We start from the raw sequence: 20,012 nt of genomic DNA on the forward strand, positions 1-20,012 counted from the left end.
GATGAATCGTGGCACGTGGTCAGAGGGAACCGACGCCCGGCCATTACCAGGTGACCTTCGGCGAGGTGGAGCTGCTGCGGGATCTGGACAGGCAGGACGGCTGGATGCTGCTCAAGGATGGCGTACCGCAGTCCTATGTGGACCTGCAAGACCCGACATTTCTGGAATTCGAGTACGTCCGACTCATGGCGGACGTCATCGACCTGATCGACGAGGGTCCGCTCACCTGCGTGCACGTCGGCGGCGGCGCCTGCACGATCCCCCGCTACGTCGCGGCCACCCGCCCCGGTTCCCGCCACATCGTGATCGAGCCCGACGGCCTCCTGGTGAACCTGGTCCGCGAGCAGCTCGCCCTGCGCTCGGTGCCCAAGCTGAAAATGATCATCGCGGGCGGCCGGGAGGGCACGGCCAAGGTCTGGGACGACTCGGCCGACCTGGTGGTGCTGGACGCGTTCGTGGGCGCCAGCATGCCGGTGGAGCTGGCCACACAGGAGTATCTGGGCGACATCACCCGCATCCTGCGCCCCTCCGGCACGCTGCTGGTCAACCTCGCCGACGGCCAGGGCCTGGCCTTCGCCCGGCGCCTGCTCGCGGGGATCACCGGCGCCTTCCGGCACGTCGCCCTGATGGCCGAGCCGGGGGTGATGCGCGGCCGCCGCTTCGGCAACCTGATCGTCGCCGCCTCGCGCGAAGAGCTGCCGCTCCGCCTGCTCACCCGCCGCGCCGCGGGCGGCCTCACCCAGGCCAGATGCGTGTCCGGGAAGGAACTGGAGAACTTCATCGCCGGGGCCGCCCCGATCAAGGACGGCGACCCGGTGCTGGCCCCGGTGCCGCCCGCGGCGCTCTTCGACTAGGGCTTGAGGTAGGCGAGCACCGCGGCCACCCTGCGGTGCACGTCGCCGCTGTTCTCCAGGCCGAGCTTGGCGAAGATGGAGTTGACGTTCTTCTCCACCGACGACACCGACAGGTGCAGGGCCCGGGCGATGGCGCCGTTGGACCGGCCGCGGGCCATCTCGCGCAGCACGTCGCGCTCGCGCGGGGTGAGCGACTCCGGCCCGCCCCGCACGTGGTGCCGGGCCATCAGGCCCTCGACGACCTTGGGGTCGATGACCGAGCCGCCGGAGGCGACCGCCCTGATCGCGCCGAGCAGCTCGTCGAGATCGCCGACCCGGTCCTTCAGCAGGTAGGCGAAGCCCTCGGTGCCGTGCTTGAACAGCTCCAGCGCGAACAGCGCGTCACCGTACTGCGACAGCACCACGACCCCGACGCCCGGGTGCCCGGCGCGGACCGCGTGCGCGGCGTCGATGCCCTCGAAGCCCTGCCGCCAGGCCCCGCCGGGCATTCTGATGTCGGTGACCACCACGTCGGGCCGGAGCCTGCGCACGGCGTCGAGCAGTTCGTCCGCGTCGCCGACCGCGCTGACGACGGTGACCTCGCCGGACGTCTCCAGCAGCTGCCGGGCGCCCTCGCGCACCAGGTAGTGGTCGTCGGCCAGCACCGCCCTGATCGCCTCACCCATCGACCGGCACCCAGGCGTCCACCCGCGTCCCCTTTCCGCGCTCGCTCCCGATCCGCAGCCCGCCGCCCAGCGCGCCGAGGCGGTCGGCCAGCGTGGCGAGCACGCCGGGCCGCACCTCGAACCCCTTGCCGTCGTCGGAGACCGCGGCCCGCAACCGCCCGTCGCCGCTGGACAGCCGCACCTCGATCCTGGCCGCCCCCGCGTGCTTGAGCGCGTTGGCCACGGCCTCGCTCACCGTGAAGTACATCGCACCCTCGGCCCCGTCCGGGAACCGCTCGGCCCGCAGCTCCGGGACGGCGAACACCTGGACGGGCACCGGCAGCCCGGAGCAGCGCGCCTCGACGGCCTCCACCAGGCCGCCCTGGCTGAGCACGGCCGGATGGATGCCCGCCGCCAGGTCGCGCAGGTCGGCGAGGGTCTGGCGGGCCTGCTCGCGCAGGTGCCCGAGCGTCTCGGCGCCGCCCCCGGTGGCGCGGGCCAGCTCGATGCCCGCGATGAGGGCGACGAGCTGCTGCTGCACGCCGTCGTGGATGTTGCGCTCGATGCGCCGCCGCTCGGCCTCCTGCGCGTTGACCAGGCGGGTGGCCAGCGCGGCGCTCTGCAGGGCCAGCCCGGCGGGCACGGCCAGCGCCTCCAGGAAGCGCCGGTCCTCGCCCGACAGGCGGCCGGACGTCCGGGGGCCGCACTCGATGGCTCCCCGGCCCCCGGGCACGGGCACCGTGAGCGCCGCCGGGCCGTCCTCCTCACCGGACACCACCCGCCGGCCGTCGGCGGACGTGACGGCGGCCCAGCGGGTGTCCAGCCCGGTGCGGACAGCGGCGGCCAGCGCGCCGAGCTGCTCCCCCGGCTCGGCGCTGCCCTCCAGCTCGGGGGCGAGGCTGGACAGCACCTCCCCCACGGTCGGCCGTACGTCGAACACCAGCAGCAGCCGCGAGCCGCGCAGGCCGATCCTGATGTCGAGCAGGCGGTGCCGGACGACCGCCACCACGATCGCGCCGGGCAGCGCCACCAGCATGGCCAGCACCCCCACCAAGCCCACCCACTGCTGACCTGAACCGCCCAGCAGGACGGCGGACATCAGCAGGACCCCCGCCTGGCTGACGGCGGTCCCGGCCACCATCCAGCCGTACTGGGCCCGCTCCGGCGGCCGGCTGCGCCGCCAGCGCAGCACCAGCCCGCCGAGGACCACGTAGCCGAGGACCCAGACGGTGAGCTGGCCGATCCCGGATGGAACTGTCCGTCGACGGCGCGGGGCTGATCAGCGGGCTGCGGCTCTCCGAACCGCCCGCCCCGCGGCCCGCCCCGGCGAGCTGGAAGGAACTGGAGCGACGGCTGCGCGCGGCCGCGCCGCAGGCCGGGTTCGTCGCGGCGGAGGTCAAGGGCCGCACCTGCCGCACCGTGCGCGGCGTGGCGGCGAATGTGCGCCGCCCGCTCGCTTCGATGGTCAAGCTGTACGTGCTGGGCACCGTCGCCGAGCAGATCAGGAAGGGCGCGTACGGCTGGGACACCGAGCTGACGATCACGCCGGACGTCAAGAGCCTGCCGACCGGGCGGCTCCAGGACCGCCCCGACGGCAGCCGGGTGACCGTGCTGGAGGCCGCCGAGCTGATGATCTCGATCAGCGACAACACCGCCACCGACCTGCTGATCCGCAAGGCTGGACGCGAGGCGGTCGAGCGCACCGTACGTTCCTGGACCAAGGGGAACGACCGCCGCAACACGCCGCTGCTGACCACCAGGGAGCTGTTCGTCCTCAAGGGCGCCCGCTACCCCGAGCTGGCCGGGCGGTACCTGTCGAAGAACACCCGGGACAAGCGCGCCTACCTGGCGGGGACCGTGGCCGGGGTGCCGCTCTCGGACATCAGGCCCTGGCCGGAGCCGCGCGAGATCGACACCATCGAGTGGTTCGCCTCCCCCGCCGATGTCTGCCGCGCCTACGCCGAGCTGGCCCGGCTGGACGACGGGCGGGTCGGCGAGGTGATGTCCGCTAACGACGCCGGGCTCGGGCTGCCGCGCGACCGGTGGCGGCAGGTGTGGTTCAAGGGCGGCTCCGAGCCGGGCGTGTACGACCTGAGCTTCCGGGCGCGCACCACCGGCGGCCGGACGTACGTCGTGACCCTGATGGGCGTCGGCCCGGAGTCGCCGTTCGACGAGGGAAAGATGGGCCAGGAGTTCCTGGCGCTGGCGCGGGGCGGTTTCGCGCTGGCGGCTAGCTGATCGTCAGGCAGGCGATCCGGTCGCCGGCGTCGCCCGCGTGGGCACCGGTCTTCGTGGTCGGCTTGGCGTGCACGATCAGGGATCGGGGCGGCGAGGCGGGGTCGAAGCCCCACGGGTGGCGGGCGGTGGCCCGGCCCTCGCCGGAGGCGTTGGTCTCGAAGTCGAGCCAGATCTCGTTGTCGGGGCTGGCCGGGCCGTCCTTCCGGTGCCGGTAGTGCGGGCCCGCGTCGGCGCCCGACTTGCCGCACGGGTTCGTGTGCAGGTGGGCGCCGTAGGTGCGGCGCGGCAGGAAGCCCTCGACCACCAGCGAGGTGATCGTCTGGCCGCCGGAGGACTCGGCGGTCAGGCTCGCCTGGGCGCCTTTGGGCGCGAGCTTCCTGTCGTAAGCGATCGCCGAGGTGTCGTCGTCGGTGAACACGCCGCTGCCGCTCAGCGTCGTGGCCGACACCGGGCCGTCGGCCGGGTGGGCGAGCTGCGGCGGGCTGGCGCCGCAGCCGGTGGCGAGCAGGGCGATCAGGAGCGCGGGCAGGCGTCTGGGCATGCCCCCACTCTTATCAGTAACCGGCCCGCTACGTAACGTATTTGGCGGCGATCGTGTCGATCCGCGCCGCGAGCGTGAAGTCCAGCTCGGTGAGGCCGCCCTGGTCGTGGGTGGTCAGCGCCAGGTGGAGGGTGCGCCACCGGATGTCGATGTCGGGATGGTGGTTGAGCCTCTCGGCCTCGACCGCGATCTCGTCGACGATCCGGATGGCGCTCGGGAAGTCGGGGGCGGTGATCGTCCGCCGGATCTCGTCGCCCTCGCGCCGCCACTCCGGCAGCTCACGCAGCTTCTGCTCGACGTCCATGTCCCTACTGTAGAGATCCGAAGCTCAACCGAAGCGGGATCGGGTCTCGGCGAAGGCCTGGTCGGTGCCTTCCAGGGCGCGGGCGACGTCCTCCTCGGTGTGGGCCGCGGACATGAACCAGTTGTGCCACGGGTGCAGGTACACGCCGTGCCTGAGGCAGGCCTCGCTCCAGGACATCGCCACCGACAGGTCGGCGTCGCCGTCGAAGCTGAGCCAGGGGATGGTGACCGGGCCGGTCTGGTTGACGGTGAAGCCGTGCGCCTTGGCCTGCGCGTACAGGCCCTCCCGCAGCTGGGTGCCGGCGCGCTCCATGGCCGCGATGCCTTCGGTGTCGCGCAGCGTCTCGATGGTCGCCTTGGCCGCCGCCATCGCCACCGCGGAGAACCAGAACGAGCCGGTCGTGTAGAGCGTCTGGGCCGCGCCGCGCAGCGCGTCGACGCCGGTGAGCGCGGCGATCGGGTAACCGTTGGCCATGGCCTTGGACCAGGCCGTCAAGTCCGGGCGGACCCCGTACTGCTCCCAGGACCCGCGCAGGTCGATCCGGAACCCGGCGCGCACGTCGTCGATCACCAGCGCGGCGCCGAGCCGGTCGGCCAGCGCCCGCGCCCCCCGCGCGAAGGCGGGCTCGACCAGTTCCTGGTCCTCGAACGAGTCGTGCTTGAACGGCGTCACGATGATCGCCGCCACGTCGTCGCCGGCGCTCGCCGCGGCGGCCTCCAGCGACTCCAGCGAGTTGTAGTCGAACTCGATCAGGTCGGCCCGCTCGTTCGGGGTGGTCCCGGCGGTCGAGGGCGTGCACCACGGGTCGGCGCCGTGGTAGGCGCCGTGCGCGCGGAGCACCTTGGTGCGGCCGGTGGCGGCGCGGGCGACCATGAGCGCCTGGGTGGTGGCGTCGGTGCCGTTCTTGGAGAACATCGCCCAGTCGGCGCTGGGGATGGTGTCGACCAGCAGCTCGGCCAGCTCCACCATGATCGGGCCGGGGCCGTTGAGGCAGTCGCCGAGCGCGGCCTGCCGCGCCGCCGCCTCCTCGACCCGCGGGTGGCGGTGGCCCAGCACGACCGGCCCCCAGCTGCACATGAAGTCGATGTACGAGCGACCGTCGGCGTCCCATTGCCGGCATCCTTCGGCACGTTCGAAGAACTGGGGGTATCCGGGGGCGAAGATGGCCGCGTTGAGGTGTCCGTACATGCCGCCGGGGACGACCTTGGCGGCCCGGGCGCGGAGTTCGGCGTCTGACATGGGGGGCTCCTGTGGGTGGTCGGAGGGGCGCGCCTCAGCCGAGGAGGGCGCGTACGGCGTCGAGGTCGGTCAGCCCGGCGTCCGAGCCGAGCCCCGTGGCGACGAGGGAGGCGGCGGCGGTGCCCCAGCGGGCGGCGGCCGGCACGTCCTGCCCGTGCAGCAGCCCGGTGAGGAACCCGGCGCAGTACGCGTCGCCGCAGCCGGTGGTGTCGGCCACCTCGGTCTTGATCGCGGGCACCTGTTCGGCGCCGGAGGCGGTCACCACGAGGCTCCCTTCCTCGCCGAGGGTGACCAGCACGCCGCGCGGCCCGTCGGCCAGCAGCGTCTCGGCCGCCTCCCGTACGTCCTCGGCGCCCGCCATCAGCCGGGCCTGGCTGTCGTTCGGCAGCACGTAGTCGACGTGCGGCAGGAAGGCCCGGGCCGGGCCGAGCAGGTCGGGCATCTCCGACAGCAGGTCCATCGTGACCAGCGTGCCGGCGGCCCTGACCTCGTCGAGCAGCGCGAAGAACGCGGGGTCGGCGAGCGCGAAGGTCACGTCCATGCCGCCCAGGTGGATCGCCCGCGCCCGCCGCAGCAGCGCGGTGTCCAGGTCGGCGAGCGTGACGCCGAGGTTCGCGCCGGGGACGTGGAAGCTGGGCCGCCCGCCGTCGGGCCGGATCGGCAGGATCGAGGCGGCCGTGCGCTCCCCCGGCCTGCGGACCAGCCGGGAGACGTCCACCCCGCGCTTGGCGAGCACCGCGGCCAGGAAGTCGCCGAGCTCGTCGTCGCCGGCGACGCCCATCGTGACGACCTCGTTGCCCAGCTTGACCAGGTCGACGGCGGTGCCGGCGGCGGAGCCCGCGGCGGTGAGCCGGATCTCGTCGACGAGCACGGTGTCCTGCCCGTCGGGGATGCCGGAGACGGGCCTGGCGAGGATGTCGACGATGTGGACGCCGACTGTGACGACGGTCATGGTTTAAATAGACAGACGTCCGACTAAAAAGTCAATATGCTGGAGCGGGAAGAGGAGGTGCCGGATGCCGAAGATCGTGGACCACGACGAGCGCAGGGCCGAGGTGCTGTCAGCGGCCCGCCGGGTCATCGCCAGAGACGGCCTCGACGCCGCCACCACCCGCGCCATCGCCAAGGAGGCCGGCTACTCCAACGGCGTCCTGGCCCACTACTTCACCGACAAGGACGACATCCTGCTGTCGGCGCTGCGCCAGTCCCACCAGCGCATCCGCGAACGGCTGGCCCGCAAGGTCGAAGGCGTCACCGGCCTCGCGGCGCTCCGCGAACTGCTCCTCGACAACCTGCCCCTCGACGCCGAACGCACCCAGGAGACCCGCCTGGAAGTGAGCTTCTGGAGCCGCAGCCTCGCCTCCGAACGCCTCGCCGACGTCCAGCGCTCCGAGGCGGCCGAACTCCGCGCCGCCGTCCGCGACCTCCTCGCCCAGGCCAAGACGGCCGGCGAGCTCTCCACCGACCAGAACCTCGACGACGTCACCGAACACCTGCTCGCCCTCGTCGACGGCCTCAGCCTCCACCTCCTCCTCTACCCGGACCGCCTCCGCCGCGTCGACCTGGAACGCATCCTCCTCCAACACCTCGACAACCTCCGCTGACGACCCTGCTCACCGCCGGAGACCTCCCCCCGCGCTCAGCCCGCCTCCTCACCGGAACCCCCCGGACGCACTGAGACTGACGCGCCCACCCACCAGCTGTCGCGAGGGAGGGCCCGCCCCGCGGGCCTGGACGGACACCGTGACCTCGGTGCGCGCCCGCCCGTGCTGAAGACCCTCTCCTCTTCGGACGTGCCAGCCGGACTGTACGGCGGGAGCGCGAGGGTCGGTGGCCGACTCCCACGACGGCGGCGAGCAGATCGGCCAGCCCGCCGTGGAAGCTGAGCTGCGGAGTCATCGCCACGCCCGCCTTGCCGGAACCTTCGCCGCGCACGAGGCGCACCGCCGCCTTGCCGAGGCCGACGCACCTACCCACCGGATGTCACGATCCCGCGGACGCCGCACCCGCGCTCCCCCTTGATGACCACCGTGACCTCGGGTGCGCGGCCGCTCTTCCTGGCCGGTGAAGACCCTCTCCTTATCGAAGGTGCCCGCCGTGAGAGGGGGCTCGATCGTACGGCGGGAAGGTGTCACTACCCCCCGCCTGAGCGGTGCGCTGCGCGGCTGGTGAAGATCCCTCCGTGACGGTGCGAGGGGTTCACGTGCGTTGCTGCATTTCGGACGACCGACTACATTGCCGCCATGAGTCTCCGCGAGCAGCTGTGCGCGTATGGTCGGCGGGCCGTCGAGCTGGGCCTGGTGATCGGGACGTCGGGGAATCTGAGCGTGCGCGACGGCGAGCGGGTGGTGGTGACCCCGTCGGGGGTGGCGCTCGATCGGTTGACTCCTGAGCAGTGTCCCGTGGTGGATCTGGACGGGTATCTGCTGGAGGGCGATCTGCTGCCGTCGTCGGAGACGCCGATGCATCTGGCGATCTACCGCGCCACCGGGGCGCAGGCGGTGGTGCACACGCATTCGGTGTTCAGCACGGTGGTGGCGACGACGATGACCGAGCTGCCGCCGGTGCACTACAACGCGCTGCTGCTGGGCGGGGTGGTCAAGGTCGCCGAGTACGCCACGTACGGCACCGACGAGCTGGCCGCGAACGTGCGGGCCGCGCTGGAGGGCAAGCGGGCGGCGCTGATGGCCAACCACGGCGGGGTGACCGTCGGCGCCACGCTGGAGGAGGCGTTCGAGGCCACCCGGCTGCTGGAGTGGCTGTGCGAGGTGTACGTGCGCGGGCTGAGCGTGGGCACGCCCACCGTGCTGACCGAGGAGCAGCTGGCCGCCGTGGTGGAGCGGGCGGTCAACCCGCCGGAGTTCCCCCGCCGTTGAGCGCGGCTTCGGCGAGGCCGAGGGGCAGGCCGCCGGAGCCGGCGATCCGGTCGTGGAAGGACTTGAGCGAGCCCTCGTACGAGGCGCGGATCCGTTCGATCTCGATGGCGCCGGTGAGGTACGAGGGCGCCTGGGTGGGCCAGGCGCAGTAGCGGCTGACTTCGCCCTGGGCGGTGCCGGGCGACAGCGACGCCTTGGTGGCCATGAACGTCTCGGCCTCCTCGATCGTCATGTCGCCGCAGTGCAGCGCGGTGTCGACGACGATGCGGGCGGCCCGGAAGATCCGGAAGTCCAGGTGGGCCAGCTCGGTGGCGGGCGTGTCGAAGTAGCCCTGTTCGTGCAGGAGCTTCTCCACGTACAGGCCCCAGCCTTCGGTGAAGTACGGGGTGCGGAAGACCTTGCGGACCCGGCTCGGGTGCTCGGCGAGGGTGGCCAGGTGCCAGTGGTGCCCGGGGTAGGCCTCGTGGACCGCGATGGACGGCATCTGGGCGCGGCTGTTGGTGCGCAGCCGCTGCCGCACCTGCTCGGGCGTGAAGTGGTCGGGCGTGTAGGGGACGAAGAAGACGCCGGTGCGCGAGCTGCTGAGCGGCGGCGGCGCCAGGTAGTGGGCGACGGCGACGATCGGCCGGGTGTAGACGGCCGACGGCAGCACCAGGCACTCCTCGCCCTCGGGGAACGTCACCAGGTCCCGTTCGAGGACGAAGGCGCGGGCCCGGCGGGTCTCGGCGTCGTACTCGTCCCGCATCTGCTCCAGCGTGTCCGGGTGGTCGTCCATGAGGGTCTCCATCGCGGCCCGCCAGTCGGGCGAGCCGTTCACCCGTACGGCGACCTCGCGCATCCGCCCGTCCAGGTCGTCCCAGGCGGCGCGGCCCTTCTCGTGCAGCTCGCCGGCGCCGTACCCGAGGAGTTCGCGCTCGCGCAGCAGGCGCGAGTAGAGCCGCTCGCCCATCCGCCAGGTGCCGCCGCAGCGGAACTCCGACAGGAACGTGACCAGCTCGTCGAAGGCGGCGGCGGCCGGTTCGGCGGCCTCGGCGAGGCGGGCGCGCAGATCGGGGTCGCCGACCATGCCGGGGATGGTCTGGGTGAGGAAGCCGCGGCCGGTGCGCGCCTGCCCGAGGCCGCGTTCGACGAGCAGCGGCGCGGCGAGTTCGGGGTCGAGGTTGGCCTGGCAGGCGGCCAGCACGCCGGGCACCTCGGCCAGCCGGGAGATCGCGGCGTCGACCAGTTCGGGCTCGGGCTTGAGCCGGTGCTGGAACGGGGTGAACAGGGCGGCGAAGACCGCTGAGAGGTAGACGGCCGGGTCGCGCCGCCAGTCGGGCCACTCGGCCAGCGCGACCGCGCCGCGGAGCTGGGAGAGCACGAGCTCGCGGTCGATCGGGTCGCCGGAGGCGGAGGATTCCAGCCGGGCCAGCCAGGCGGCCTCCTCCCGCTCGCGCTCGGTGAACGCGGCGGCGGAGAAGTCGCCGAGGGTGTGGTCGTAGCCGTCGGCGCCCAGGGTGCTCGCCAGGACCGGTCGCCGGGAAAAGTACCACTTGAGAAACTCGTCCACCGACGCACCCTATCCTGGTCGAATGCCCCTTCAGATCACCGGCACGTTAGGCGATCCCGACCTCATCCGCCTCCCCTGGGACCAGCCGCTCGCCGAGTGGCCAGAGCATCACCTCGTCGACCTGCCCCGCGGCATCTCGCGGCACGTCGTCCGCTTCGCCCGGCTGGGCGGCAAGGTCTACGCGATCAAGGAGATCAGCGAGCGGTACGCCAGGCGCGAATACCAGCTGCTGTGGGACTTGGCCCGGCTGGACGCCCCCGCCGTGGAGCCCGTCGCCTACGTCACCGGCCGCGACGAGGGCCTGGACGCGGCGCTGATCACCCGTCATCTGCAGTTCTCGCTGCCGTACCGGGCCGTGATGTCCGGCACGCTGCGGCCCGAAACGCTCACCCGGCTGCTGGACGCACTGGTCGTGCTGCTGGTGCGGCTCCACCTGGCCGGGTTCTACTGGGGCGACTGCTCGCTGTCGAACACGCTGTTCCGGCGCGACGCCGGGGCGTTCGCCGCCTACCTGGTCGACGCCGAGACGGGCGAGATGCACCCGATGCTCAGCGACGGGCAGCGGCTGGCCGACATCGACACCGCGCACCTCAACATCTTCGGCGAGATGCTGGACCTGGAGGCGGGCGGCCTGCTGCACCCGTCGGTCGACCCGATGGAGACCGCCGAGGACATCGTCAACCGCTACCACCGGCTCTGGGCGGAGCTGACCCAGGACGAGATCATCGAGGAGGTCGACTGGCACCGGGTGGAGCAGCGGATCCGGCGGCTGAACCTGCTCGGCTTCGACGTGGCCGAGATGATGGTGCGGCGCAAGGTCGGCACCGGCCGGCTGATCGTCCGGCCCAAGGTCGTGGACTCCGGCCACCACCAGCGCCGCCTGCTCCGGCTGACCGGCCTGGACGCCGAGGAGAACCAGGCCCGGCGGCTGCTGAACGACCTCGACGGGTTCCGGGTGGCCCAGGGGCTGCGGCATGAGGACGAGGCGATCGTGGCGCACCGCTGGCTGGCCGAGGTGTTCCAGCCGACGATCGCGGCCATCCCGGCGCACCTGCGCGGCAAGCTGGAGGCGCCGCAGCTGTTCCACGAGATCCTCGATCACCGGTGGTACCTGTCGGAGGCCGCCGGGGCCGATGTGGGGCTGAGCGCGGCCGTGCAGTCGTACGTGGAGAACGTGCTGGTTTTCAAACCCGACGAGAAAGCGCTGCTGCCTGACGACGAAAACGTGAATAAAACTCCATAACGCCTCCGACATTTCTCGAAAACGGCGGAGATCTCCCTCCCCGGAGGGTTTTTCTCCGCCTCAGTCATAAACAACTTCATCTCGGTACGGCTCCCGTTATCACGGTCCATTTCCGCCTCTTCCGATTCTCCTAAGCTGTGCGACGTCCTCATGACGGCGAGGGAGGTCACCGTGCTCGCACTCGACAGCTGCCTGACCGAAGTCATGGCCATACCGGGAGCGCTTGACGCGATGCTGGTGGACCATACGAGCGGAATGGCGGTGTCCTTCAGCGGGCAGCCGAACGGCGTGGACGCCGACAAGGCCGCCGCCGCGCTGACCGAGATGCTGCGGGCCAGCATGGACGGGCTGGCCCGCACCTGCCCCGGCGACACCGTCCGGATCGGCGACCTGCTCATCAGCACCGATCAGGGACACCACCTGATCAGGGTGATGGACACGCTGTTCGAGGGGCCGCTGGTGATCTACGTCCGCCTCGACGCGGAACGGTCGAACATCGCGCTGGCCCGTCACCGGCTGCGCGCCATCTCCGAGCAGCTGCTGGCGTGACCGATGCCCTCGCTGGACACGCTCCTGTCCGGGCTCGCCAAGGAACGGGCCACCGGTGCGCTCAGGATCGGCCGTACCGGAACCGTCTATCTCGACGACGGGCGCATCACGTACATGACCTGCGCGCGAGTGCCCGGCGCGGAGCGGCTGCTCGCGGCGGCGGGCCGGGTGCCGGAGTCCGCGCTGCGCAGGATGCAGAGCGACGGCGGCACCGACCGGCTGCTGGAGGAGGGCCGGGTCACGCTCGGCGAGCTGCAGTACTGCGTGCTCGGCGCGGTGCTGGACGCGGCGTTCTTCCTGCTGCCGGCGACCGGCACCCGGCCCAAGTTCCGGCCCGGCGAGGGGCACTGGCTCGGCGGGCGGTGGTACTTCGACGTGCCCGGCCTGGTGCGCGAGTGCGCGCGCCGCCGCGCGCGGCTCGCCGAGACGTGGCCGCGGGCCGACGCGGACACCGCTCCGGTACGTCTCGCGCCGCGGCTGGCCGGGCAGAGCGTGACCCTCACCGACGTGCAGTGGGAGGTGGCGGTACGGGCCGACGGCGAGGCCACTCCCCTGGAGCTGGCCAAGCGGATGGGCCGGTCCGGGTACGCGGTCCTGCTGGCGGTGCGCCGGCTGGCGGCGGCGGGGCTGATCGTCACCGAGGAGGCGGCGCCCCTGCCCCAGCGGGTCAAGCGCCTGGACCTCAGCCGGCCCAGGACGGCCGCCCCCGCCGGCGGCGGCCCGCTCGGCCCGGCCGTCAACGGGGACCCCACGGACATCGAGCTGCTGCTGCGGCTCAGGAAGGCGCTGGAGGAGCTGTCGTGAGGTTCCCCTCACGTAGGAGGAGGCCATCGGTGGAACTGCGTCACGAAGTGTTCAAGGAGATGGTTCTCCTGCGCGAACGGACCCCCGACATCAAGGGGAGCGTCGCCTCCACGATCGACGGGCTGACGATCGCGTGCGACCTCGCGGAGGACACCAGCGAGCACGTGTCCGCGCTGGCGGCGGCGCTGCTGGCGATGAGCCGGCGCATGATGATCTTGGCTGGGCGGGGTGATCTGGAGGAGACGCTCGTCTCCGGCAGCGCGGGATACGCCGCGTTCTACGCCGCCGGGCCCACCGTCGTCCTCACAGTCCTGGCTGAGCCCGGCGCCAACCTCGGGCTGCTCCGGCTGGAGGGGCGCAAGACCGCCGCCGCGGTGGCGGCGGTGGCAGCAGGCAACAAGTGATCGTTTTCGAACGGAGGAAGAACATGGCCAGCATGGACATCTCTCTCAAGGAGATGATGGCGATCGACGGGTCCATCGGCGCCGCCATCGTGGACCACGGCAGCGGCATGGCGCTGGGCTCCCTCGGCGGCTCCAAGGACCTGGACCTCCAGGTCGCCGCGGCGGGCAACACCGAGGTCGTCAAGGCGAAGCTCCGCACGATGGACTCGCTGGGGCTCAACGACGCCATCGAGGACGTCCTCATCACGCTCGGCAGCCAGTACCACCTCATCCGGCCGATATCCGGCCGCGGCGGCAAGGGCCTGTTCCTCTACCTGGCGCTGGACCGCGGCCGGGCCAACCTGGCCCTGGCCAGGCACCACCTGAAAGGCATCGAGGAGCGGCTGGAGGTCTGACCCTCCGCCCCGAAGACCCGGCGGCGCGCGCCCGGGCGCGGCGGGCGCGTGCCGTCGCCGGGGCGCACCTCGTGAGGCAGCGAGCCTCCCGGCAGCTCGCGAGGTGCGCCCCTTCCACCCGTACGTTCCCGCGGGCCTTCTGGCTGGCCCGCGGGAACGTGCCGTCACTGGCCGGCGGTGAGCTTGGAGACGGCCTCGACGAGGTCGGGCCAGACGGGGGCGGGGAGGTCGTGCCCCATGCCGGGGAAGACCTTGAGCTCCGCGCCCGGGATCGCCGCCGCGGTGGCCTGGCCGCCGGAGAGCGGGATGAGCGGGTCGTCGGCGCCGTGCACGACCAGCGCGGGGACGTTGAGCCGGGTGAGCGCCTCGGTCCGGTCGGGCGAGGCCATGATGGCGGCGAGCTGCCGGGCCACGCCCGCCGGGTCGTGGCAGCGGTCGTACGCCTGCCCTGCCAGCCGCTCGATGTGCTCGCGGTCGAGCTCGTAGCCCGGGGAGCCGATCACCGACGAGGTCACCACCGCCTGCTTGACGGCTTCCTCCCGGGTGCTCACCGGCTTGGCGAAGAGGGCCTCGCGGGCGGCCTCGGTCGGCGGCGCCACGCCGAGGTCGGGGGTGGACATGATCGAGGTGAGGGTGAGCACGCGATCGGGGTGCTGGATGGCGAGCGTCTGGGCGATCATGCCGCCCATCGAGGCGCCCATCACGTGCGCGGCCTGCCAGCCGAGCGCGTCCATCAGCCCGGCCGTGTCCTCGGCCATGTCCTTCAGGAGGTAGGGCGCGGGCCCGCCGGGAGTGGGGGCGCCCGCGTCGTGGAGATGGGTCGACAGGCCCGCGTCGCGGTTGTCGAACCTGACGACGTGGTGCCCCTGCTCCGCGAGCTGTGCGCAGAGCCGGTCGTCCCAGTGGATGAGCTGGGCGCCCAGCCCCATGATCAGAAGGAGCGGGCGCCCGCCGGGAGAGCCGAAGCTCTCGTACGCGATGTCGATGCCGTTGGCCGATGCGATCGAGGTCACGGCCCTAGAATGTCATTCGGATCGGGCCGCCGCAAAGATCAGCGGCGCACCAGCCTGCGGATGCGCTCGCGGCCCAGCACCAGACCGCCGCCGAGCAGCGCCACTCCGCCGACCACGGCGGCGCCCGTCAGGCCGCTCCGCTCGGTGCCGGTGGCGGCGGCCTCGGTGGTCTCGGCGGGCTTCCGCTCGGCCACGGGCTGGGTGTGGGCGAAGCCGGCCTTCACCGGAGAGACCCGCACCGGGCCGGGCTTCCCGCCCTGGGCGAGGGACTTCTCGTCCTTCGCCTTCTTCTTCTCCTCGGCCTTCTCCTCGGCCTCGTCCTCCGCCAGGACGGTCGGGGGCGGGGTCGCGGGGTTGCGGTCCATGCGCTTGTACGCGCCGGTGGAGAAGGCGACCGGGTGGTTCTTCAGGCCCAGGCCGTCACCCCACTTGGTGATGACGTACTCGACCTTGATGTGGCCCTTGCCGCCGTTGCCGTCCACCATGAGCGTGCGCGGGTTGAACTTGCCGCCGGTCAGGTCGGCGAAGGTCTTGGCGTCCAAGTCGAGCATGATGCCCCGGTTGGAGGGGTTGCCCGGACCGCGGTCACCGACGAAGAACGGCGCCTTCTTGCCGTTGTAGATGACGTATCCCTCGGTCAGCAGCGGCCAGCTGGGGCTGGCGGCCATGCCCTTCTGCATGGGCTTCCCGCTGGCGGGCAGGCCCGTGTCGCCGGCGCGGCCGGAGCCGTCGTCCCAGAAATACGAGGCCGTGGTCTTGCCCTTGAGCAGGACCTTCTGGGTGGTCGTGGCCTTGGCGGTCTTCTTGGCGGAGTCGTCACCGGTGTCGGCGAGAACCGTGGCGCCGGAGCCGAGCGCGAGCGTGCCGGCGGTGGCGGCGAGCAGGGCGAAAGAACGCATGCTGAAGCGAGCAGACATGGAAAACAGAAGTCCTTCGTGAGGGAACAGGAAAGACAGCGCTCGTCAGAGGGCGTAGCCGGGCTCAGGCCATGCGGACGCTACGCGCGGAGCGCGATCAGATATGAGGAAGAATGTCGCCGCTCAGCCGGCGGTCGATGAGATCCCGCGGTGGGGGGAAGAACTGCGGTGATACATCAAAGAAACTGTCCTCTCCATCTCGCCTACCGGGTTAGCTGACGGGTTCGGACGTGGAGATGCCCTACCGGCCGCCTGGGCCGGATTCACCCCAGATGAGATGGGTCCCCGGTTCCCGCGCGGTGCGGGATTCGGCGCCGGGCAGTCGCCTCTTCCTGGTGAAGAGCCGAGCTCACTGCCCGGTTGATGCGGCCCAATCTAGCGAGCAAACCGGACATACGCAAAGGTATCCCCATGATTCGGGCGAAGATCTACCTAGAAAAAGGGGGTACGGCATGCCGTACCCCCTCGAACACCCAGCGTCAGCCGCCGCTCTTGCGCCTGAAAGATCGCTTGCCGGCGACCGGACCATGCTTTCCGTGGATCTTGGAATGGCCGGCTTCCCTGCCACCCCCGCCGGATCCGGCCTGCTGACCGCGCTTGCGCTCCAGCGCCTCACGGAACTTGCGCTTCATCTCGTCCTCGGGAGTCTCGCCGACTTCCGACTCCGGGGTTTCCGCCATGAGGACCTCCTGTGTGCGTACGAGGCCAGCTTGGCACGGCGGCCATGACAGCGCATAACCGGAAACCGTCATGGACGACTTGGTATTGCCTTGACCTGATCGAGGAAACACCAAGTGACATGCAGCTTCTCCCCCCGGAGCGGCGGCGGGTGAGTCCGCTCGGATTCCTCGGCCGGGACCTCGCGATCGACCTCGGCGCCGCCACCACGCAGATCTACGCCCGCGGCGCCGGCATCGTGCTCAACGAACCCTCGGCCGCCTTCCTCACCGACCCCGGCCCCTCCCTCGCCGCCTCCCACCGCAACGGCCAGGACACCCTCTACGGCGCCTCCGCGTACGTGGCCCAGCAGGACGTCGTCTTCGGCTCCCCACCCCCGGGCGTGCTCGGCTCCCCCGGCGGCGGCGTCCTCTTCGGCGCGGAAGCCGTACGGCAAGGCGACGGAGTCCCCCGCTGGCCGGTGCGCGAGGGCGGCGAGCTCGCCGGACGGCTGGTCAAGCACTTCCTGACCAAGGTGCACGGCCACCCCTTCGCCCGGCCCCGGCTGGTGATGGCGCTCCCCGGCGCCGGATCGCCGGTCCTGCGCGAGGCCGCCAAGAGCCTCGCCTACCGCGCGGACGCCAGGCGCGTGTACTTCGTCGACCACGCCGTCGCCGTGGCCCTCGGCGCGGGCCTGGCCGTCACCGAGCCCGCCGGGCGCATGGTGGTCGACATCGGCCCCCGCGTGACCAGGATCGCCATCCTCGCCTGCGGCGCCGTCATCGCCTCCCGGACCGTCCACACCGGCGGCGACGCCGTGAACGCCGCCATCGCCGCCCTGGTCGCCCGCGAACACGGCCTGCTGGTCGGCCCGGCCGAGGCGGAGGCGGCCAAACTCCGCGCCGGCTCATCCTGGAAACCGATCGACCGGCACGTCATCGTCCGCGGCCTCGACCCCGGCTCGCGGCGCCAGCGGGTGGCGTGGCTCCCCGTCCAGCAGCTGTACGAGGTCACGAGGGCCCCCGCCCAGGCCATCGCCCGCGCCGCCGCGTCGGCCCTGGAAGACTGCCCTGCCGAACTGGCCGGCGACATCGCCGCCCACGGCATGGTGCTGACCGGCGGCGGCGCCCTCCTGCGCGGCCTCCCCCGCCGCCTGCGCGCCGCCCTGGGCGTCCCGGTACGACGCGCGGACCGCCCCGTCGAGTCGGTCGCGCTCGGCCTCGGCCACTACGTAGACCGCCTCGGCCCCACCGGCCCCCGCGCCCTCTCGTAACGCCCTCTCCCTCGTAGAGATCCGCGACCCGTCCGAACTCCTCCCGCGAAGAGAGCCCCACCACGTCCAGCCCCGGCTTGCGTCAGAACGGGATCGAGCACGTGCCGCGCGCGACGTAGGCGAGCCCGTCGAAGTCGTCGCCGAGCACGGTCGGAGTGAAGGACATCTTGTACGAGAAACGCCCCACCACGGCTCCGTAGCCACGCACGTACTGCTCCTTGCCCAGCCACTCGTCCACAGCGTCAGGCCGGGGCCCGCCACGCAGGTCCACCACATGATCGCGAGGGCACGCGGCGGCCAGCCGGGATTCCACCATGTCGGCCCTGTCGACGGCGGGCACCGAGTTGCGCACCGGAGGTCTCCGCACATCGGGCCTGCCGAACCGGAGCCGCCTGGCACGGAACTCACCGCTCCCGAACAACAGGCCGAGCGCGTAATAACCGGAGCCGTGACGCTCACGCAGGTGATGCCCCATCGCCGGGATGCTGCGCCCCGCATAATGCCCGGTCGTCACATGACCGTTGTGCGCCCAGACGGCGACCTTCGCCCCCGGACGCTCCAGCAACCGGTCGACGTTCTCTGCCATGAACCGGTCGCGAGCCGCCCCCGCCGTGCGCGACCCGTCGGCATCACGCATGGGCCGCGTCACCAGCGCAGCGAACTGCCGCACGATCCTCGCATGCGCCTCCGCGTCCATAGTCGCTGTCGCCCCGCCCACACGGCCGGGCTCCGCGAACCGGTCGACGCGCGACCCGTTCGCGGTCACGTACTCCAAAAGTCTGCGGGCGGCCGTCTCGATCGCCGGGTCGAGCGGCTCCCCCACGCCCAGCCGCGTCTCTTCCAGCACCGACAGCGGCGCGAGCAGTTCACGCTCCCCCAGGTGATCGCGGAGCCACCGCAGCGACGCCGCGGGGAACTGCGGGTCGATCCCGGCGAAGCGCACCCTGCGCGAGGCGGTGCGGTTGTGCGCCCGCATCCACTCCACCACGGCCAGCATCTCCCGCGTCCGCCACGTCCAGAACCCGAGGTCGGCCAGCAGCCGCTCCGGCTCCCCAGCCCCGCCCTGGACATACACGTCCAGAGCCTCGGCCGCCGACACGCTGGCCTCCATCGCCAGCACGGTGAACCCCATCTCCTCCACGAGGAACCGCAGCAGCCGATGCTTGAGCAGGAAGAACTCCCGCGTGCCGTGGGTCGCCTCCCCCAGCCCCACCACCCGGACGCCGCCGAGGGCCGCCCGCAGCGGCTCCAGGTCGCCCACCGGCGCCCGGGGGTCGAGCCCGTCGAGCGGGACGACTCTGGACGCGAGCCAGCCGGTCACCGCCGTCACGAGTCCTCCTGGAGACGGACCAGGACGAGCACCACGCCGAGCGCACCCGCCACGAGATGCGCGACCGTCAGCGCCGTGCCGTCGAGCCAGCGGTGGAGCAGCCCGAAGTCGCTGTCGAAGAACTGGCGGGCGACGAACCCTCCGAAGCCCTGGATCATCAGAAGGACGCCCAGCAATCCCATGCTCACCAAGGTGCCATCGCCCTCGGGCCCACCGCATCCGACCAAAGTATGCCGACCCGCGACCTCGGCCCATCGACAACCCTCGCGGGACCTGTTCAAGCAGGCGCCTTCTTGGTCAAGACTGAGGCGGACGCTCAGAAAGATCCACAAAACGCGAAAAAGGCACTAGATTCGAGGCATGGCGCAGCTTCCGGGGCAGATTGATCCCACCGTGCCCAGTGTGGCCCGTATGTACGACTACTACCTGGGCGGCAAGGACAACTTCCCCGCCGACCGGGAAGCCGCCGAGCAGGTGATCGAGCTCGGCCGTCAGACCGGCTCCGACATCCGCGAGGTGGCCCTGGCCAACCGGGGCTTCCTCATCCGCAGCGTGCGGCACCTGGCCGAGTCGGGCATCCGGCAGTTCCTGGACATCGGCACGGGCCTGCCCACCCAGGACAACGTCCACCAGGTCGCCCAGCGGGTCGCGCGGGACTCCAGGATCGTGTACGTGGACAACGACCCGATCGTGCTCGCCCACGCCCGCGCCCTGCTCGCCGAGAACCAGGAAACCATCATCATCCAGGGCGACCTGGCCGAACCCGACGCCATCCTCACGGCGGCCGCCGACCACCTGGACTTCTCCCAGCCGGTGGCCGTGGTCGTGGCGGCCGTCTTCCACTTCTTCCACGACGACGCCCAGGTGGCCGAGATCGTCAAGACCCTCCGCCGTCCGCTGGTCCCCGGCAGCCATCTCGTCATCTCGCACGCGTACATCGAGCCGGGCGAGGGCGAGGAGAAGAAGGCCGACCAGGTCCGCGGCGTCTACCAGCGCAGCACCTCGGGCGGCATCGCCTGGCGCGGCCGGGAAGAGCTGCTGTCCCTCTTCGACGGACTGGACATCCTCCCGCCCGGCGTGGTCCCGGCCCAGAAATGGCGCAACGACGACGACACGTACCACTGGCCGGGCCTGGCCAAGGGCGGCGTCCTCGGCGCCGTCGGCCGCGTCCCCTAGATCAGT

General features: G+C 71.8%; 23 protein-coding genes and 1 riboswitch. Of the genes, 11 read left to right on the forward strand and 12 right to left on the reverse strand.

Annotation, left to right across the window (positions count from 1 at the left end):
• Window positions 1-8 precede the first annotated feature (8 nt).
• Window positions 9-854, forward strand: a complete 846-nt coding sequence (locus AB0J42_RS01425) for a fused MFS/spermidine synthase (protein WP_364287143.1) — start codon at window positions 9-11, stop codon at window positions 852-854.
• Here the strand turns inward: AB0J42_RS01425 and AB0J42_RS01430 are convergent.
• On the reverse strand, window positions 851-1,519 hold the full coding sequence (locus AB0J42_RS01430) for a response regulator transcription factor (protein ID WP_364287146.1): 669 nt from the start codon (window positions 1,517-1,519) through the stop codon (window positions 851-853). The genes AB0J42_RS01425 and AB0J42_RS01430 overlap by 4 nt on opposite strands.
• Entirely contained in the window at window positions 1,512-2,708 is a 1,197-nt protein-coding gene (locus AB0J42_RS01435; RefSeq protein WP_364287149.1) for a histidine kinase, read from the reverse strand. The genes AB0J42_RS01430 and AB0J42_RS01435 overlap by 8 nt, the downstream gene beginning before the upstream one ends.
• 38 nt (window positions 2,709-2,746) lie before the next feature.
• On the opposite strand from AB0J42_RS01435, the gene AB0J42_RS01440 reads away from it, so the two are divergent.
• On the forward strand, window positions 2,747-3,736 hold the full coding sequence (locus AB0J42_RS01440; protein WP_364287152.1) for a serine hydrolase: 990 nt from the start codon (window positions 2,747-2,749) through the stop codon (window positions 3,734-3,736).
• Here the strand turns inward: AB0J42_RS01440 and AB0J42_RS01445 are convergent.
• From AB0J42_RS01445 to AB0J42_RS01460, 4 genes are read right to left on the reverse strand one after another with little or no spacing between them, the layout of a single operon-like run.
• On the reverse strand, window positions 3,729-4,277 hold the full coding sequence (locus AB0J42_RS01445) for a superoxide dismutase family protein (protein ID WP_364287155.1): 549 nt from the start codon (window positions 4,275-4,277) through the stop codon (window positions 3,729-3,731). The genes AB0J42_RS01440 and AB0J42_RS01445 overlap by 8 nt on opposite strands.
• Window positions 4,278-4,305: 28 nt before the next feature.
• Entirely contained in the window at window positions 4,306-4,581 is a 276-nt protein-coding gene (locus AB0J42_RS01450; protein ID WP_364287158.1) for a 4a-hydroxytetrahydrobiopterin dehydratase, read from the reverse strand.
• Window positions 4,582-4,605: 24 nt separating this feature from the next.
• Window positions 4,606-5,820 carry an aminotransferase class III-fold pyridoxal phosphate-dependent enzyme gene (locus AB0J42_RS01455; RefSeq protein WP_364287161.1) on the reverse strand — a complete coding sequence of 405 codons (1,215 nt, stop codon included), beginning with the start codon at window positions 5,818-5,820 and terminating at the stop codon, window positions 4,606-4,608.
• Window positions 5,821-5,854: 34 nt separating this feature from the next.
• Window positions 5,855-6,772 (reverse strand): carbohydrate kinase family protein, encoded by a 918-nt coding sequence (locus AB0J42_RS01460; RefSeq protein ID WP_364287164.1) that lies wholly within the window; start codon window positions 6,770-6,772, stop codon window positions 5,855-5,857.
• A 64-nt stretch (window positions 6,773-6,836) separates the two neighbouring features.
• Between AB0J42_RS01460 and AB0J42_RS01465 the strand changes: the two genes are divergently transcribed.
• Window positions 6,837-7,424, forward strand: a complete 588-nt coding sequence (locus AB0J42_RS01465) for a TetR/AcrR family transcriptional regulator (protein ID WP_364287167.1) — start codon at window positions 6,837-6,839, stop codon at window positions 7,422-7,424.
• 639 nt (window positions 7,425-8,063) lie between these two features.
• Window positions 8,064-8,696, forward strand: a complete 633-nt coding sequence (locus AB0J42_RS01470) for a class II aldolase/adducin family protein (RefSeq protein WP_364287170.1) — start codon at window positions 8,064-8,066, stop codon at window positions 8,694-8,696.
• Here the strand turns inward: AB0J42_RS01470 and AB0J42_RS01475 are convergent.
• Window positions 8,668-10,245 (reverse strand): DUF885 domain-containing protein, encoded by a 1,578-nt coding sequence (locus tag AB0J42_RS01475; RefSeq protein WP_364287173.1) that lies wholly within the window; start codon window positions 10,243-10,245, stop codon window positions 8,668-8,670. The genes AB0J42_RS01470 and AB0J42_RS01475 overlap by 29 nt on opposite strands.
• Window positions 10,246-10,267: 22 nt before the next feature.
• Between AB0J42_RS01475 and AB0J42_RS01480 the strand changes: the two genes are divergently transcribed.
• The 5 genes from AB0J42_RS01480 to AB0J42_RS01500 all read left to right on the forward strand — a co-directional run bounded on the left by AB0J42_RS01480 (window position 10,268) and on the right by AB0J42_RS01500 (window position 13,640).
• A complete protein-coding gene (locus tag AB0J42_RS01480) occupies window positions 10,268-11,488 on the forward strand; it encodes a DUF4032 domain-containing protein (protein ID WP_364287176.1) in 1,221 nt (406 codons plus the stop codon).
• 171 nt (window positions 11,489-11,659) lie between these two features.
• Entirely contained in the window at window positions 11,660-12,037 is a 378-nt protein-coding gene (locus tag AB0J42_RS01485; protein WP_364287179.1) for a roadblock/LC7 domain-containing protein, read from the forward strand.
• Between the two features lie 3 nt (window positions 12,038-12,040).
• Window positions 12,041-12,841, forward strand: a complete 801-nt coding sequence (locus tag AB0J42_RS01490; RefSeq protein ID WP_364287182.1) for a hypothetical protein — start codon at window positions 12,041-12,043, stop codon at window positions 12,839-12,841.
• A 29-nt stretch (window positions 12,842-12,870) separates the two neighbouring features.
• The gene (locus AB0J42_RS01495) at window positions 12,871-13,245 is read left to right on the forward strand and encodes a roadblock/LC7 domain-containing protein (RefSeq protein ID WP_364287185.1); all 375 of its coding nucleotides are present in this window, start codon (window positions 12,871-12,873) and stop codon (window positions 13,243-13,245) included.
• A gap of 23 nt (window positions 13,246-13,268) precedes the next feature.
• The gene (locus AB0J42_RS01500; protein ID WP_364287188.1) at window positions 13,269-13,640 is read left to right on the forward strand and encodes a hypothetical protein; all 372 of its coding nucleotides are present in this window, start codon (window positions 13,269-13,271) and stop codon (window positions 13,638-13,640) included.
• A gap of 164 nt (window positions 13,641-13,804) precedes the next feature.
• On the opposite strand, the gene AB0J42_RS01505 is transcribed toward AB0J42_RS01500, so the two are convergent.
• The 3 genes from AB0J42_RS01505 to AB0J42_RS01515 form a co-directional block, all read right to left on the reverse strand.
• Window positions 13,805-14,653: an alpha/beta hydrolase gene (locus AB0J42_RS01505; RefSeq protein ID WP_364287191.1), complete on the reverse strand. Its 849-nt coding sequence runs from the start codon at window positions 14,651-14,653 to the stop codon at window positions 13,805-13,807.
• Between the two features lie 38 nt (window positions 14,654-14,691).
• The gene (locus tag AB0J42_RS01510) at window positions 14,692-15,552 is read right to left on the reverse strand and encodes a hypothetical protein (protein WP_364287194.1); all 861 of its coding nucleotides are present in this window, start codon (window positions 15,550-15,552) and stop codon (window positions 14,692-14,694) included.
• A gap of 203 nt (window positions 15,553-15,755) precedes the next feature.
• Window positions 15,756-15,894: riboswitch (cyclic di-AMP (ydaO/yuaA leader) on the reverse strand.
• A gap of 155 nt (window positions 15,895-16,049) precedes the next feature.
• Entirely contained in the window at window positions 16,050-16,250 is a 201-nt protein-coding gene (locus AB0J42_RS01515; RefSeq protein ID WP_364287197.1) for a DUF5302 domain-containing protein, read from the reverse strand.
• A 119-nt stretch (window positions 16,251-16,369) separates the two neighbouring features.
• Here AB0J42_RS01515 and AB0J42_RS01520 point away from each other — a divergent pair, with 119 nt between their 5' ends.
• Window positions 16,370-17,500 carry a rod shape-determining protein gene (locus AB0J42_RS01520; protein ID WP_364287200.1) on the forward strand — a complete coding sequence of 377 codons (1,131 nt, stop codon included), beginning with the start codon at window positions 16,370-16,372 and terminating at the stop codon, window positions 17,498-17,500.
• An 82-nt stretch (window positions 17,501-17,582) separates the two neighbouring features.
• Here AB0J42_RS01520 and AB0J42_RS01525 read toward each other — a convergent pair whose 3' ends face one another.
• Both AB0J42_RS01525 and AB0J42_RS01530 read right to left on the reverse strand, forming a co-directional pair.
• Entirely contained in the window at window positions 17,583-18,830 is a 1,248-nt protein-coding gene (locus AB0J42_RS01525) for an erythromycin esterase family protein (protein WP_364287203.1), read from the reverse strand.
• Complete coding sequence (locus AB0J42_RS01530; RefSeq protein WP_364287206.1) at window positions 18,827-19,012, reverse strand: hypothetical protein; 186 nt, start codon at window positions 19,010-19,012, stop codon at window positions 18,827-18,829. The genes AB0J42_RS01525 and AB0J42_RS01530 overlap by 4 nt, the downstream gene beginning before the upstream one ends.
• A gap of 178 nt (window positions 19,013-19,190) precedes the next feature.
• Between AB0J42_RS01530 and AB0J42_RS01535 the strand changes: the two genes are divergently transcribed.
• Window positions 19,191-20,006, forward strand: coding sequence for an SAM-dependent methyltransferase (locus AB0J42_RS01535; protein ID WP_364287208.1), 816 nt, complete (start codon window positions 19,191-19,193; stop codon window positions 20,004-20,006).
• Window positions 20,007-20,012: the final 6 nt, after the last annotated feature.

It is taken from the genome of Nonomuraea sp. NPDC049649 (assembly GCF_040675175.1).
GTDB lineage: Bacteria > Actinomycetota > Actinomycetes > Streptosporangiales > Streptosporangiaceae > Nonomuraea.

Excerpts from the sequence above, each read along its gene's own strand:
- AB0J42_RS01430 (WP_364287146.1), bottom strand. The coding sequence starts at position 1,519 with ATGGGTGAGGCGATCAGGGCGGTGCTGGCCGACGACCACTACCTGGTG.
- AB0J42_RS01440 (WP_364287152.1), top strand. The coding sequence starts at position 2,747 with ATGGAACTGTCCGTCGACGGCGCGGGGCTGATCAGCGGGCTGCGGCTC.
- AB0J42_RS01445 (WP_364287155.1), bottom strand. The coding sequence starts at position 4,277 with ATGCCCAGACGCCTGCCCGCGCTCCTGATCGCCCTGCTCGCCACCGGC.
- AB0J42_RS01450 (WP_364287158.1), bottom strand. The coding sequence starts at position 4,581 with ATGGACGTCGAGCAGAAGCTGCGTGAGCTGCCGGAGTGGCGGCGCGAG.
- AB0J42_RS01455 (WP_364287161.1), bottom strand. The coding sequence starts at position 5,820 with ATGTCAGACGCCGAACTCCGCGCCCGGGCCGCCAAGGTCGTCCCCGGC.
- AB0J42_RS01460 (WP_364287164.1), bottom strand. The coding sequence starts at position 6,772 with ATGACCGTCGTCACAGTCGGCGTCCACATCGTCGACATCCTCGCCAGG.
- AB0J42_RS01465 (WP_364287167.1), top strand. The coding sequence starts at position 6,837 with ATGCCGAAGATCGTGGACCACGACGAGCGCAGGGCCGAGGTGCTGTCA.
- AB0J42_RS01470 (WP_364287170.1), top strand. The coding sequence starts at position 8,064 with ATGAGTCTCCGCGAGCAGCTGTGCGCGTATGGTCGGCGGGCCGTCGAG.
- AB0J42_RS01480 (WP_364287176.1), top strand. The coding sequence starts at position 10,268 with ATGCCCCTTCAGATCACCGGCACGTTAGGCGATCCCGACCTCATCCGC.
- AB0J42_RS01490 (WP_364287182.1), top strand. The coding sequence starts at position 12,041 with ATGCCCTCGCTGGACACGCTCCTGTCCGGGCTCGCCAAGGAACGGGCC.
- AB0J42_RS01500 (WP_364287188.1), top strand. The coding sequence starts at position 13,269 with ATGGCCAGCATGGACATCTCTCTCAAGGAGATGATGGCGATCGACGGG.
- AB0J42_RS01510 (WP_364287194.1), bottom strand. The coding sequence starts at position 15,552 with ATGCGTTCTTTCGCCCTGCTCGCCGCCACCGCCGGCACGCTCGCGCTC.
- AB0J42_RS01515 (WP_364287197.1), bottom strand. The coding sequence starts at position 16,250 with ATGGCGGAAACCCCGGAGTCGGAAGTCGGCGAGACTCCCGAGGACGAG.
- AB0J42_RS01520 (WP_364287200.1), top strand. The coding sequence starts at position 16,370 with ATGCAGCTTCTCCCCCCGGAGCGGCGGCGGGTGAGTCCGCTCGGATTC.
- AB0J42_RS01530 (WP_364287206.1), bottom strand. The coding sequence starts at position 19,012 with ATGGGATTGCTGGGCGTCCTTCTGATGATCCAGGGCTTCGGAGGGTTC.
- AB0J42_RS01535 (WP_364287208.1), top strand. The coding sequence starts at position 19,191 with ATGGCGCAGCTTCCGGGGCAGATTGATCCCACCGTGCCCAGTGTGGCC.